Raw genomic sequence first — 14,238 nt, forward strand, 5'->3', positions numbered from 1 at the left:
CCCGCGGCCAATCGCCAATAAAACGCCCGCCGGCGCGGGGCCGGAAAACCAGGGCGTGATGGAACGCCAGGCGCGCTGCGCCTGCGCGCAAGGATTTTGGAGCGGACATGGAATACTTTACCGTCTCGCTGTTGAACGGCGTGATTTACGGCCTGCTGCTATTCATGGTGTCGGCGGGCCTGACACTGATCTTCGGAATGATGGGCGTGCTCAACTTCGCGCACGCCTCGTTCTACATGATAGGCGCGTACGCCGCCTATACCCTGACGCCCGTCACCGGGTTCTGGACCGCGCTGGTGCTGGCCACCGTCATCGCCGGCGTGCTCGGCATGGGCGTGGAACGCTTCTTCCTGCGCCGCGTGCACAAGTTCGGCCACGCCCAGGAACTGCTGGTGACCTTCGGCCTGGCGTTCATCGTCGCCGAGCTGATCAAGCTGTTCTACGGCGACTTCCCGGTCGACTACCGCGTGCCGCAATTCCTGAACTTCGCGGCCTTCCGCGTGTTCGACGCCGACTATCCCTTCTACCGCCTGCTGATGGGCGGCGTGTCGCTGGCGATGTTCGCGGTGATCTACCTGCTGCTGTCGCGCACCCGCGTCGGCATCGTGGTGCGCTCGGCCATCTACCGGCCGCGCATGGCCGAGGCGCTGGGCCACAACGTGCCGCTGGTGTTCATGAGCGTGTTCGGCGTGGGCGCGGCGATGGCCGGGCTGGCCGGCGCGGTCGCGGGCGCCTTCTACACCACCAATCCGAACATGGCGCTAGAACTGGGCGTGCTGGTGTTCGTGGTGGTGGTCGTGGGCGGCCTGGGCTCGCTCGAAGGCGCCATGATCGCCTCGCTGCTGATCGGCCTGATCAGCTCGTTCTCGGTCGGCATCGACGCCAGCCTGGCGACGCTGTTCGGCCTGTTTGGCGCCGGCGAGTGGGCCGAAAGCGTCGGCGGCCTGATGACAGTGAAGATCTCCAGTCTGGCCGCCACGCTGCCGTTCCTGCTGATGCTGGTGGTGCTGCTGGTCAAGCCCTCGGGCCTGAAGGGAGAACAGGCATGAACCAGAAAACTTCGCGCCGCGCCGGCGGCGGCCTGCTGCTGCTCGCCTGCGTGGCCGCGCTGTGCGCTCTGCCCTGGTTGCTGCCGCCGGGTCAATTGGTCGCGGCGGTGCAGATGCTGATCGCGGCGCTGTTCGCCTGCGCCTTCAACCTGCTGGCCGGCCAGGGCGGCATGCTGTCCTTCGGCCACGCCGCCTACTTCGGCGTCGGCACCTTCGCCACCATCCACGCCATGAACGCGCTGGGCGGCGCGGGCCTGTTGCCCACGCCGCTGATGCCGCTGGCCGGCGGCGTGGCCGGCCTGCTGTTCGGACTGATCGCGGGCTGGTTCGCGACCATGCGCGCCGGCGTGTACTTCTCGATGATCACGCTGGCGCTGGCCGAGCTGCTGCACGCGCTGGCGCCGCACCTGAAGGGCGTGTTCGGCGGCGAAGCCGGCCTGTCGGCCATGCGCATGCCGGCCTGGGGCTTTACCTTCGGCTCGGACGTCGAGGTGTACTTCCTGGTGCTGGCCTGGGTGCTGGTGTCGCTGGCCGCGCTGTATGGCCTGACCCGCACGCCGCTGGGCCGACTGACGCTGGGCCTGCGCGAAAACGCCAACCGCCTGCGCTACCTGGGCTACCGGCCGCACACGCTCAAGACCATGGTGTTCGCGCTGTCGGCCATGTTCGCCGGCATCGCCGGCGGCCTGCAGGCGTTGAACATCGAGGCTGGCAACTACGTGCTGTTCGAGGTCAAGCTGTCGACAGATGCGGTGCTGTTCGCCTACATCGGCGGCGTCAATGCCTTCCTCGGCCCGGTGCTGGGCGCCTCGATCCTGACCTTCCTGTCGCAGACGCTGGCCGACATCACCCGTTCCTGGCTGCTGTACCAAGGCATCCTGTTCGTGCTGGTAATGCTGTTCGTGCCGGACGGCCTGGTCGGCCTGGTGCAGCGCGCCGCCAAGTCGCTGCGCCAGCGCGGCCTGGCCGACTGGCTGCCGCGCGCCACGGTGTCGGTCGCCGGCGCCCTGCTGCTGACCGGCGCAACGGTGTTCTCGGTGGAACTGCTGCAACGCATGTTCGCGCGCGACTACCGCTCGCTGCTGGCGATGAATCCCGAGGCCGGCTGGCCCGCCATTCCCCTGTTCGGCCACGATTGGGCGCCGCTGGCGCTGTCGACCTGGCTGCTGCCGCTGGCGCTGTTCCTGGGCGGCCTGCTGGCCTGCCGCTGGGCGCTGGCCCTGTGGCGTAGCGAGGCCGCGGCCGCGCCCGCGCTGGAGACCGCAAAATGAGCCACGAGATCCTGACCCTGACCGACGTGCGCAAGTCCTTCGGCGATGCGCAGATCATCCGCGGCGTCAACCTGAAGATCGAGGCCGGCGAACGCCACGCCGTCATCGGCCCCAACGGCGCCGGCAAGTCCACGCTGTTCCACCTGATGTCCGGCTCGTTCGCGCCGACCTCGGGCGACATCAGCCTGCACGCGCGCCCAATCGGCGGCCTGCCGCCCGAGCGCATCAACCGCCTCGGCCTGGCGCGTTCGTTCCAGATCACCAACGTGTTCCCGCGCCTGTCGGTGCGCGAGAACCTGCGGCTGGCGGTGCTGCGCATGCACGGCCTGGTCTACAACTTCTGGCGCCCCATCGCGCGCCACCGCGCCGTCAACGAGAACGTCGACCAGCTGCTGGAGAAAGTGCGTCTGGCGCCCAAGCAGCACACCGCCGCGGGCGACCTGAACTACTCCGAGCAGCGCTCGCTGGAAATCGGCATGACGCTGGCCTCGCGGCCCAAGGTGATCCTGCTGGACGAGCCGATGGCCGGCATGTCGCAGCACGAGGTCGACTACACCGTCGAACTCATCAAGGACGTGACGCGCGACTGCACCCTGCTGATCGTCGAACACGACATGCAGGTGGTGTTCTCGCTGGCCGACCGCATCAGCGTGCTGGTGTACGGCGAGATCCTGGCCACCGGCACGCCCGCCGACATCCGCGGCGATGCCCGCGTGCGCGAAGCCTATCTGGGAGAGGAAACGGTATGAGCATGCAATCCCCCCTGCTCGCGCTGCAAGGCGTGCACGCGCATTACGGCAAGAGCCACATCCTGCACGGCATCGACCTCGCGGTGGGCCGCGGCGAAGTGGTCAGCCTGCTGGGCCGCAACGGCGCCGGCCGCTCCACCACCATGAAAAGCATCATGGGGCTGGTGGACGTGACGGGCGGCCGCATCGCCATCGAAGGGCGCGACATCACCAACAAGCGCCCCTTCGAGATCGCCCGCGCCGGACTGGGCTTCGTGCCGGAAGAGCGCGAGGTGTTCGCCAACCTGACGGTGGACGAGAACCTGCGCATGGGCGAACAGCCCGTCCGGCCCGACGCGCCGGCCTGGACCATCGAGCAGATGTTCGGCTATTTCCCGCGCCTGAAGGAACGCCGCAATACCCGCGCCGGCAACCTGTCCGGCGGCGAACAGCAGATGCTGACCATGTGCCGCTCGCTGCTGGGCAACCCCAAGGTCATGCTGATCGACGAACCCACCGAGGGCCTGGCGCCCAAGATCGTGGAAGTGATCGCCGACGTGATCCGCGACATCCACCAGCGCGGCGTGTCGGTGGTGCTGGTCGAGCAGAAGCTGACTATCGCGCTGAAGGTCTCCACGCGGGTGAGCGTGATGGGCCATGGCCGCATCGTTTTCGAAGGACCGCCCGCGCAGCTGCATGAGCGCCAGGACGTGGTCCAGGAATGGCTGGCGGTTTAGGGCCTGTTCACACTAACCGCTTAACGCATCTGTAGAGGCAAGCACTTGGACAATACCCCTGAAGTACGCCATGCCGATCTGCGCGGCAAGAACGTGGTGATCACCGGCGGCGCCAAAGGCATCGGCTACGCCACGGCCGAGGCGTTCGTGCGCCAGGGCGCGCGGGTGGCGCTGCTGGACATGGACCCGGTAGCGCTGGACGCGGCCGTGGCCGGGTTGCGCGCGGCCGGCGGCGAAGCGCTGGCCGCGCAGGCCTCGGTCACCGACGCCGAGGCGGTCGAGCGTGCCTTCGCCCAGGTCGAGCAGGCCTGGGGCGGCATCGACGTGCTGGTCAACAACGCCGGCATCTCGGCCAACAAGCCGTCGCTGGAAGTCACCCCCGAGGAATGGCGCCGCGCCGTCGACATCAACCTGACCGGCGTGTTCCTGTGCGCCCAGGCCGCTGGCCGCCGCATGGTGCCCAAGGGCGAGGGCTGCATCATCAACCTGGCCTCGATGTACGGCGTGGTGGCCGCGCCCGACCGTGCCGCCTACTGCGCCACCAAGGGCGCGGTGGTGCTGCTGACCGAGACCCTGGCGGTGGAATGGGGCCCGGCGGGCGTGCGCGTGAACGCGCTGGCGCCCGGCTACGTCGAGACCGACCTGGTGCGCGACCTGGCCGCGCGCGGCCGCCTCGACCCCGAACGCCTCAAACAGCGCACGCCGCTGCGGCGCCTGGCGCAGCCGGCCGAAATGGCCGACCTGGCGGTGTTCCTGGCGTCCAGCCAGGCCGCCTACATCACCGGACACACCCTGGTGGCCGATGGCGGCTGGAGCCGCTACAGCTACCTCTGACCGCTTACCTACATTCTGGAGATTCACTCATGGCCACCTACCAACCGCTTGGTTCCCAGGCGCCCTGGCGGCAATTCACGGTCGAGGCCTCGGACTGGCAACAGGCCGACCCGGCGCTGCTGGCCACCATGCTGACGCAGCTGCACTGGATCCGCGCCTTCGAGGAAGCGGTGCTGGACCTGGCCGCCGAGGGCCTGGTGCATGGCCCGGCCCACTCGTCGGTGGGCCAGGAAGGCGGCGCCGTCGGCTCGGTGCTGGCGCTGGGCGCCGGCGACCAGATCAACGGCTCGCACCGCGGTCACCACCAGTTCCTGGCCAAGGCCCTGCAACACGTGGCGCCGCTGGGCCTGGACCCGCGCAACCCGCTCACGCCCGCCATCGACGAAGTGCTGCACAAGACGCTGGCCGAGATCATGGGCCTGGCGCAGGGCTACTGCCGCGGCCGTGGCGGCAGCATGCACCTGCGCTGGCTGGAAGCCGGCGCGCTCGGCACCAACGCCATCGTCGGCGGCGGCGTGCCGCTGGCGGCCGGCGCGGCCTGGGCCCACCGCCATGCCGGCACCGACCGCGTGGCCGTGACGTACTTCGGCGACGGCGCCGTCAACATCGGCTCGGTGCTCGAGACGATGAACCTGACCGCCGCGTGGAAGACGCCGCTGTGCTTCTTCATCGAGAACAACCGCTACGCCGTGTCCACCACGGTTGAGGAATCGACCGCCGAGCCGCGCCTGTCGGCCCGTGGCCAGGCCTTCAACATCCCGGCCTGGCAGGTCGACGGCATGGATCCGCTGGCCGTGCACCTGGCCATGTCGGAAGCCGTGGCGCACATGCGCGCCGGCAACGGCCCCACCATCATCGAGGTGGACGTCTACCGCTTCTTCCACCAGAACGGCCCCTTCCCCGGCAGCGCCTTCGGCTACCGCAGCAAGGAAGAGGAGGCGCAATGGCGCCGCCGCGATCCCCTCGACAAGATCGCCGCCGAGATGATCGGCCGCCAGTTGATTACCCAGGCCGAGGTCGACGCCCTGCGCCAGCGCTGCAAGGACGTGATGAAAGACGTATCGGGCCGGCTGACCGAGGCCACCGATGGCGGCAAGCGCCGCGTGCGCGCCGACCTGTGGCCGCGCCCAGACTTCCGCGACGTGGGCCTGCGCAGCGACGGCTCGGAACTGACCGGCCTGCGCTACCAGGACGCCGCCGACCATGCCGGCGCCCGCGTCGAACGCAAGTTCGTGGACGCGGTGGCCGACGTGCTCGACCGCCGCATGGAAACCGATCCCGGCGTGGTGGTGCTGGGCGAGGACGTGCACCGCCTGAAGGGAGGCACCAACGGCGCCACCCGCGGCCTGAAGGACAAGTACCCCGACCGCGTGCTGGGCACGCCGATCTCCGAGAACGCCTTCGCCGGCCTGGGCGGCGGCCTGGCCATGGACGGCCGCTACAAGCCGGTGGTGGAATTCATGTACCCCGACTTCATGTGGGTCGCGGCCGACCAGATCTTCAACCAGATCGGCAAGGCCCGCCACATGTTCGGCGGCGACATCGACGTGCCGTTCGTGCTGCGCACCAAGGTGGCCATGGGCACGGGCTACGGCTCGCAACACTCGATGGACCCGGCCGGCGTGTTCGCCACGGCCCCGGGCTGGCGCATCGTCGCGCCGTCCACGCCGTATGAGTACATCGGCCTGATGAACACCGCCCTGGCCTCCAAGGACCCGGTGCTGGTGATCGAGCACGTGGATCTCTACGCCTCGTCGGGCGAGGTCCCCGACGGCGACCTGGACTACGCCATTCCGTTCGGCAAGGCGCGCGTGCGCCGCGCCGGTTCCAAGGTCACGGTGCTGACCTACCTGTCGATGGTCAGCCGCGCCCTCAAGGCGGCGGAGGAAACCGGCGTAGATGCGGAGGTGATCGACCTGCGCACGCTGGACCGCGCCAACCTCGACTGGGACACCATCGGCGCCAGCATCCAGAAGACCAACAACGTGCTGATCGTCGAACAGGGCGCGCGCGGCACCTCGTACGGCGCCATGCTGGCCGACGAAATCCAGCGCCGCTATTTCGACTGGCTCGACCAGCCGGTCAAGCGCGTCACCGGCGGCGAAGCCTCGCCCAGCATCTCCAAGGTGCTGGAACGCGCGGCCTTCGCCGACACCGAGGAAGTCATCGCCGGCCTGAACGACGTGCTGGCCGACCTGGGAGAACGCGCATGAGCGCCGCCCTGCGCATGAGCGTGCCGATGGAAGTCGGCATTTGCTGCGCCGACCTGGACGCGCTGTTGGCGTTCTACACCGACGTGGTCGGCCTGGCGCTGGTGAACCGCGTCAGCGTGCCGGCCGACAAGGCCCGCGCCACCGGCCTGACACAGCATGGCTACGACGTGGCGCGCCTGCAGACCTCGTACGGCGAGCGCATCAAGCTGCTGCAGCCGGCCAAGGCGCCGGAGCCGGCGGTGCGCGGCGCCGCCATCCTGGACCGGCAAGGCAACGCCTACCTGACCTTCATCGCGCATGACCTGGCCGGCACCGTCGAGCGCCTGCGGGCGCGCGGCGTGGCCTTCGACAGCGAGCCGGCGCCGATGGAGGTTCGGCCCGGCACCTGGCTGGCCTTCTTCCGCGACCCCGAAGGCAATGTGCTGGAACTGGTCGAATACGACGACCCGGCGGCCTATCGGCCCGACCTGGCCGTGCGCGCAGAATAGGACGAACTACACGTGGCACACCTTATCAAGCTCCCCTCCGTCGCGGCCGACGCCGACGCCGGCACGCTGCACCAATGGCTCAAGCAGGAAGGCGACACGGTCGCCGTGGGCGAGGCGCTGGCGGAAATCGAAACCGAGAAAGCCATCGTCGAGATCAATGCCGAACAGGCGGGCGTGCTCGGCCGCATCGTGGTGCAGGCCGGCCCGGCGTCGGTGCCGATCAACACGGTGATCGGCGTGCTGCTGGCGCCTGGCGAAGACGCCGCGGCGATCGATCAGGCGCTGGCGGAACACGGCGCGGGCGCCGCGCCGGCGGGCCCTTCGACCGCCGCTGCGCCGGCTACCACGGCCACGGCAACGGCTACCGCGGCATCGACTGCCGCGGTAACGACCGCCGCAGCCTCTCCAGCCGCCCCTTCCGCGCCGGCCTCGCCCGACACCGCCATCGCCCCCACCGCCCGCCGCTTCGCCAGCCCGCTGGCGCGCCGCCTGGCCGCGCAATGGCACGTCAACCTGCTCGACGTGCAGGGCACCGGTCCGCGCGGCCGCATCGTGCGCCGCGACGTCGAAGCCGCGCGCGACCGCGCCCCTGTGGCCGCCGCGTCCCAGTCCAGCCGCGCCGCCGGCCGCCGCGTGCCGCATTCCGGCATGCGCCGCGCCATCGCCCGCCGCCTGACCGAAAGCAAGCAGCAGGTGCCGCACTTCTACCTGACGGTGGACTGCCGCATGGATGCCTTGCTGGCCCTGCGCGCGCAGGCCAACCAGGGTGGCACGGTCAAGCTGTCGGTCAATGACTTCATCGTGCGCGCCGCCGCGCTGGCGCTGCGCGAGGTGCCCGAGGTCAACGCCAGCTGGCACGAGGACGCCATCGAATTCCATGCCGGCGCCGACATCAGCGTGGCCGTGGCCACCGACGGCGGTCTGGTCACGCCCATCGTGCGCGACGCCGACGTCAAGCCGCTGTCCGCCATCGCCGGCGAGATCGTCGAGCTGGCCGGCCGCGCCAAGGTCAATCGCCTCAAGCCCGAGGAATTCACCGGCGGCTCGCTGACGGTGAGCAACCTCGGCATGTACGGCATCAAGCAGTTCGCCGCCATCATCAACCCGCCGCAGGCGGCGATCCTGGCGGTCGGCGCGGCCGAGCGTCGCCCGGTGGTGGACGACAATGGCGACCTGAAGGCCGCCACCGTCATGACCGTGACGCTGTCGGCCGACCACCGCGTGGTGGACGGCGCCGTCGGCGCGCGCTGGCTGGCTGCCTTCCGCGCGCTGATCGAGAACCCTGTGCGCATCCTGCTGTGAGCCCCGCCATGACCAAGACTTCGTTTGACCTGGTGGTGGTGGGCGGCGGGCCCGGCGGCTACGTGGCGGCCATCCGCGCGGCGCAGCTAGGCCTGTCCACCGCGCTGGTGGAACGCGCCGAACTCGGCGGCATCTGCCTGAACTGGGGCTGCATCCCGACCAAGGCGCTGCTGCACAGCGCCACCGTGCTGCGCGCCTGCCGCGAGGCCGAGCAGTACGGCGTGACCGGCGCCGGCGCGGCCCAACCCGACCTGGCCGCGATGGTGGCGCGCTCGCGCAAGGTCGCCGGCCGCCTCGGCCAGGGCGTGGCGCACCTGATGAAAAAGAACGGCGTGACGGTGTTCGCCGCCAGCGCCCGGCTGGCAGGCGGCGGCCGCGTCGCGCTCGATAACGGCGCCACGCTGTCGGCCCGCCACATCATCCTGGCCACCGGCGCGCGGGCGCGCGAGCTGCCGGCGCTGCCGGTGGGCGAACGCGTCTGGACCTACCGCCAGGCGCTGACGCCGCCGGCGCTGCCCAAGTCGCTGCTGGTGGTGGGCGCGGGCGCGATCGGCGCCGAGTTCGCCAGCTTCTACCGCGCGGTCGGCGCGGAGGTGACGCTGATCGACATGAGCGCCGAGATCCTGCCGCAGGAAGACGGCGAGATCTCCGCGCTGGCGCGCAAGGCGTTCGAAAAGCAGGGCATCCGCGTGCTGACGCAGTGCGCGGTCAAGTCGTCCAGCCTGACGGCCACCGGCGTCAAGGCCGTGCTGGAGCAACAGGGCAAGCAGATCGAGCTGGAGGTCGAGCGCGTCATCGTCGCGGCCGGCATCGTCGGCAACGTCGAGAATCTGGGCCTGGAGCAGACCCGCGTGAAGGTGGAGAAGACCCACATCGTCACGGATGGCCTGGGCCGCACGGCGGAACCGGGCGTCTACGCCATTGGCGACGTGGCCGGCGCGCCGTGGCTGGCGCACAAGGCCAGCCACGAGGCGGTGCTGTGCGTGGAAGCCATCGCCGGCCTGCCGGCGCACGCGCTCGACCCGCTGCGCATTCCGGCGTGCACCTATTCGCATCCGCAGGTCGCCAGCATCGGCATGACCGAGACGCGCGCGCGCGAACACGCCAAGGCAACGGGCGGCGAGATCCGCGTCGGCAGGTTCACCTTCGTCGGCAACGGCAAGGCCATCGCCATGGGCGAAGACCAGGGGCTGGTGAAGACGGTGTTCGACGCCGCGACCGGCGAGCTGCTGGGCGCGCACATCATCCATCCGGAGGCGTCCGAACTGATCGCCGGCTACGGCGTGGCGGCGGCGCTGGAAGCCACCGAGGAAGACCTGATGCACAGCGTGTTCGCGCATCCGACGCTGTCGGAAACGCTGCACGAATCGGTGCTCGCGGCCTTCGGCCGGGCGCTGCACGGCTAAGGCCCCTGGCAACGCGCCAGGCGTCTCGCGTGGACCGTCATCGGCCGCGCGGGGCGCCCCGCTTCACAAGCGACTGGCGAAAAAATCCAGGAAACAGGCGATGCGCCGCGATAGCTGCGTGTTGCGGTAGTACACCGCGTGCATCGGCTGCAGGTAGTCGGTGTGCTGGTCTTCCATGATGCGCACCAGCCTGCCTTCGCGCAGATCGTCGCGCGACACGAAATCCGACAGGCAGGCGATGCCCACGCCGCGCAGCGCCAGGTGGCGCTGGGTCTCGCCGCTGGACGTGGCCAGCGTGGGCGTGGCCAGATAGGTCGAGCCGCCCGCGTGGCGCAGCGGCCAGACGTTCAGGCTTTCCGGCTGGGTGAAGCCCAGCAGTTCGTGCCGGGCAAGGTCCTCGACGGTGCGCGGCACGCCGCGCCGCGCCAGGTACTCGGGGCTGGCCATCAGCCAGCGCGGACGCGGCCGCAGCGGCCGCGCATGCAACGTGGAATCGTTCAGCGGCCCCATGCGCAGGGCCACGTCGGTGCGGTGCTCGATCAGGTCGACGATGCGGTCGTTGCTGGTCAGCTCCAGCGAGATCGCCGGATACTCCCGGCGAAAGTCCGCCACATGCGGCACCACGCAATGCAGCATCACCGGCACCGAGGCATCCACGCGCAGACATCCGGCCGGCTGCTGGTGCACGATGCGCATGCATTCCTCGGCCTCTTCCAGCGACTGCACGATCTGGCGCGCCTTCTGCAGGAAATGCGCGCCCTCGGCGGTCAGTTCCATGCGCCGCGTGGTGCGGGTCAGCAGCGTCACGCCCAGGTCTTCCTCCAGGCGCGACAGGCCGCGGCTGACGCCGGAGGCGGTCTGGCCCAGCATCTCGGCGGCGGCGCTCATCGAGCCGGCGTCGACCACGCCCAGGAACAGCCGCAGGGCTTCGGAATTGAGCGCCATTTTTGACTCCGGATCACAAGTGGCGGAATTTTATAGCGCGCCGCCGCCGCAATTGCGCGGTGGCCCGGCCGATGGCAGGGTTATCTGGCCAACGCGCGAGCAGCGATCCCGAGAGGCATGAGGTGGCAAAAGCGGCAGCGGCGGGGTGTTGCGACGCGCTGCTGCCGGTGCGGCGCATACCAAAAAAAGCGGCGCACGCGGCGCCGCTTTTTCATGGCATCGACCGACCGGCGATCAACGCTTCTGCTTGAGCTGCGACAGGTCCCGCACCGCGCCACGGTCGGCCGAGGTGGCCAGCGCCGCGTAGGCCTGCAGGGCCTGCGACACCACGCGCTCGCGGTCCACCGGCAGCCAGCCGCCATCGGCGCGCGCGTTCATCGCGGCGCGGCGGCGGGCCAGTTCCTCGTCGGACACGGCCAGGTGCATCTTGCGGTTGGGGATGTCGATCTCGATGGTGTCGCCGTCTTGCACCAGGCCGATGGTGCCGCCCTCGGCCGCTTCGGGCGAGGCGTGGCCGATCACCAGGCCCGACGAACCACCCGAGAAGCGACCGTCGGTGAACAGCGCGCAGGTCTTGCCCAGGCCCTTGGACTTCAGGTAGGACGTGGGATACAGCATTTCCTGCATGCCGGGGCCGCCCTTGGGGCCTTCGTAGCGGATCACCACCACGTCGCCCGGCACGACCTTGTCGCCCAGGATGCCTTCGACGGCGTCGTCCTGGCTTTCGAACACGCGCGCGCGGCCTGTGAAGACCCACTGCGATTCATCCACGCCGGCGGTCTTGACGATGCAGCCCTTCTCGGCCAGGTTGCCGTACAGCACGGCCAGTCCGCCGTCCTTGGAGTAGGCATTTTCCTTGCTGCGGATGCAGCCGGTCTTGCGATCGGTGTCCAGCGTCAGGAAGGTCGCGTCCTGGCTGAAGGCCACGGTGGTGGGAATGCCGCCGGGCGCGGCGCGATAGAACTTCTGCGCCGCTTCGCCGGCGCCGCCGGCCACGTCCCATTGCGCGATGGCGTTGCCCAGCGTGCCGCTGTGCACGTTGCCGCAGGACAGGTCGAGCAGGTCGGCGCGCGCCAGTTCGCCCAGGATGCCGAGGATGCCACCGGCGCGGTGCACGTCTTCGATGTGGTACTTGTCGGTGGCCGGCGCGGCCTTGCACAGGCACGGCACCTTGCGCGAGATGCGGTCGATGTCGGCCATGGTGAAGTCGACGCCGGCTTCCTGCGCGGCGGCCAGCAGGTGCAGCACGGTGTTGGTGGAACCGCCCATGGCCACGTCCAGCGCCATGGCGTTCTGGAACGCGCTCTTGGTGGCGATGCTGCGCGGCAGGACCGATTCGTCTTCCTCGACGTAGTAGCGGCGGCACAGGTCCACCACCAGGCGGCCGGCCTGCTCGAACAGCCCCTTGCGCCAGGCGTGCGTGGCGACGATGGTGCCGTTGCCCGGCAGCGCCAGGCCGATGGCCTCGGTCAGGCAGTTCATCGAGTTGGCGGTGAACATGCCGGAACAGGAGCCGCAGGTCGGACACGCGCTGCGTTCGACTTCGGCCACGTCGGCATCCGACACGTTGGGATCGGCGGCCTTGATCATGGCGTCGATCAAGTCGATCTTGGCGATCACCTTGCCGTCGGTCGGCGACTTGACCTTGCCGGCTTCCATCGGGCCGCCGGACACGAACACCACGGGAATGTTCAGGCGCATCGCGGCCATCAGCATCCCCGGGGTGATCTTGTCGCAGTTCGAGATGCAGACCATGGCGTCGGCGCAGTGCGCGTTGACCATGTATTCGACCGAGTCGGCGATCAGTTCGCGCGAGGGCAGCGAATACAGCATGCCGCCGTGGCCCATGGCGATGCCGTCATCGACCGCGATGGTGTTGAATTCCTTGGCGACGCCGCCGGCGGCCTCGATTTCCTTGGCGACCAGCGCGCCCAGGTCGCGCAGGTGCACGTGGCCCGGCACGAACTGCGTGAACGAGTTGACCACCGCGATGATCGGCTTGCCGAAGTCTCCGTCCTTCATGCCGGTGGCGCGCCACAGGGCGCGGGCGCCGGCCATGTTGCGGCCGTGGGTCGAGGTGCGGGAACGGTAGTGCGGCATGATCTTGTCTCAGGCTATTAGCGTGGGCGGCAAAACGGTAAATAATACGCTGGTTCCGGCCGGCAGCGGCCGCAGGCCGCCTCGAGGCCGCGCCGCGGCCATCAGGCGGACGCCGCGCCGCGCGCGGCGAAGGCGCTGGGCGGCTCGCCCAAGGCCTTGCGGAACATGGCCGCGAACGCGCTGGGACTGTCGTAGCCCAGATCCAGGGCCACATCCAGCACCCGCTCGCCGCGCGCCAGCCGCTCCATCGCCGCCAGCAGCCGCGCCTGCTGGCGCCAGCGGCCGAAGGTCATGCCGGTGTGGCGCAGAAACAGGCGGTGCACCGTCTTGGGATCCACCCCCAATTCCCTCGCCCAGTCGGCCGCGCCCGCCTGGCGCTCGGGGTGGCGCACGATCGCGCGGCAGATGCGCGCCAGGCGCGGTTCGGACGGCTGCGGCAGATGCAGCGGCAGCACCGGTTCCTGTTTCAATTCGTCCAGCAGCAGCATCATCAGGCGCCCGTCGCGGGTGCCGGGCTTCCAGTCCAGCGGCACCTCGGCCGCCGCCACCATCAGCTCGCGCAGCAGCGGCGAGATCGACAGCACGCAGCATTCGGTGGGCAGGTGCGCGGCCGCGCCCGGCTCGACGAACACGGTGCGCATGCGCGGCTCGCCGCTCATGCGGATGGCGTGCGAGACCCAGGCCGGCACCCACACGCCGCGCGTGGGCGGCACCACCCAGATACCGGCGTCGGTATCCACCACCATCACGCCCGAAACCGCATACACCAGTTGCGAACGGCGATGCCGGTGGCGCCGCACGCGGTGTCCGTCCTCGTAATCGACCGCCAGCGCTGCCACCGGACGCAGCGAAGACTCGTACGGAAACAGGTCCAGATCGGCGGGCGGTCGCGCTCCGGATGCGCGCGACGGTGATTTTGGCTTGTCCATTTTTCGACGATTCATGTCCAACTGGCGGTAGACGGTCTTTTCCAGTGTACCTATCCTGCCTGCATTCCCGTCGATTTCCTGGTTGTCCGCGTTCCGATCATGCGTCTTCTTGCGCCCCGCTCCCCCGCCATCCCCGCCGCCTTGCGCGGCCGGCGCACGCGCGCGGCCGGGAAATCGGACAGCTTCACCTCGCTGCCGACGCTACGACTAGCGCGCGGTTGCCGGGCCTTGCGCCC

Annotated in this window: 12 protein-coding genes; 9 read left to right on the plus strand and 3 right to left on the minus strand. The window is 69.6% G+C overall.

All coding sequences use genetic code 11. The features are described from left to right. The first annotated feature begins 107 nt into the window (after window positions 1-107). From AC6LKG_RS02315 to lpdA, 9 genes are read left to right on the plus strand one after another with little or no spacing between them, the layout of a single operon-like run. Window positions 108-1,049 (plus strand): branched-chain amino acid ABC transporter permease, encoded by a 942-nt coding sequence (locus tag AC6LKG_RS02315; protein ID WP_006386228.1) that lies wholly within the window; start codon window positions 108-110, stop codon window positions 1,047-1,049. Beyond that, window positions 1,046-2,320, plus strand: coding sequence for a branched-chain amino acid ABC transporter permease (locus tag AC6LKG_RS02320; protein WP_498162434.1), 1,275 nt, complete (start codon window positions 1,046-1,048; stop codon window positions 2,318-2,320). The genes AC6LKG_RS02315 and AC6LKG_RS02320 overlap by 4 nt, the downstream gene beginning before the upstream one ends. After that, complete coding sequence (locus tag AC6LKG_RS02325; protein WP_498162436.1) at window positions 2,317-3,069, plus strand: ABC transporter ATP-binding protein; 753 nt, start codon at window positions 2,317-2,319, stop codon at window positions 3,067-3,069. The genes AC6LKG_RS02320 and AC6LKG_RS02325 overlap by 4 nt, the downstream gene beginning before the upstream one ends. Beyond that, window positions 3,066-3,785, plus strand: coding sequence for an ABC transporter ATP-binding protein (locus AC6LKG_RS02330; protein ID WP_498162438.1), 720 nt, complete (start codon window positions 3,066-3,068; stop codon window positions 3,783-3,785). The genes AC6LKG_RS02325 and AC6LKG_RS02330 overlap by 4 nt, the downstream gene beginning before the upstream one ends. 45 nt (window positions 3,786-3,830) lie before the next feature. After that, complete coding sequence (locus AC6LKG_RS02335; protein ID WP_054419395.1) at window positions 3,831-4,619, plus strand: SDR family NAD(P)-dependent oxidoreductase; 789 nt, start codon at window positions 3,831-3,833, stop codon at window positions 4,617-4,619. A 29-nt stretch (window positions 4,620-4,648) separates the two neighbouring features. After that, window positions 4,649-6,832, plus strand: a complete 2,184-nt coding sequence (locus tag AC6LKG_RS02340; protein WP_498162440.1) for an alpha-ketoacid dehydrogenase subunit alpha/beta — start codon at window positions 4,649-4,651, stop codon at window positions 6,830-6,832. Further along, the gene (locus AC6LKG_RS02345) at window positions 6,829-7,320 is read left to right on the plus strand and encodes a VOC family protein (protein ID WP_498162442.1); all 492 of its coding nucleotides are present in this window, start codon (window positions 6,829-6,831) and stop codon (window positions 7,318-7,320) included. Before AC6LKG_RS02340 ends, AC6LKG_RS02345 begins: the two co-directional genes overlap by 4 nt. Window positions 7,321-7,332: 12 nt before the next feature. Next, complete coding sequence (locus tag AC6LKG_RS02350; protein WP_498162443.1) at window positions 7,333-8,622, plus strand: pyruvate dehydrogenase complex dihydrolipoamide acetyltransferase; 1,290 nt, start codon at window positions 7,333-7,335, stop codon at window positions 8,620-8,622. An 8-nt stretch (window positions 8,623-8,630) separates the two neighbouring features. Then, on the plus strand, window positions 8,631-10,028 hold the full coding sequence (gene lpdA, locus AC6LKG_RS02355) for a dihydrolipoyl dehydrogenase (protein ID WP_498162445.1): 1,398 nt from the start codon (window positions 8,631-8,633) through the stop codon (window positions 10,026-10,028). A 63-nt stretch (window positions 10,029-10,091) separates the two neighbouring features. Here the strand turns inward: lpdA and AC6LKG_RS02360 are convergent, their stop codons facing one another. From AC6LKG_RS02360 to AC6LKG_RS02370, 3 genes are all read right to left on the minus strand, one after another. Continuing rightward, a complete protein-coding gene (locus tag AC6LKG_RS02360) occupies window positions 10,092-10,973 on the minus strand; it encodes a LysR substrate-binding domain-containing protein (protein ID WP_498162447.1) in 882 nt (293 codons plus the stop codon). Between the two features lie 234 nt (window positions 10,974-11,207). Next, entirely contained in the window at window positions 11,208-13,073 is a 1,866-nt protein-coding gene (gene ilvD, locus AC6LKG_RS02365; RefSeq protein ID WP_498162448.1) for a dihydroxy-acid dehydratase, read from the minus strand. A 101-nt stretch (window positions 13,074-13,174) separates the two neighbouring features. Further along, the gene (locus AC6LKG_RS02370; protein ID WP_498162450.1) at window positions 13,175-14,002 is read right to left on the minus strand and encodes an AraC family transcriptional regulator; all 828 of its coding nucleotides are present in this window, start codon (window positions 14,000-14,002) and stop codon (window positions 13,175-13,177) included. Window positions 14,003-14,238 lie beyond the last annotated feature (236 nt).

It is taken from the genome of Achromobacter sp. 46006, assembly GCF_059761975.1.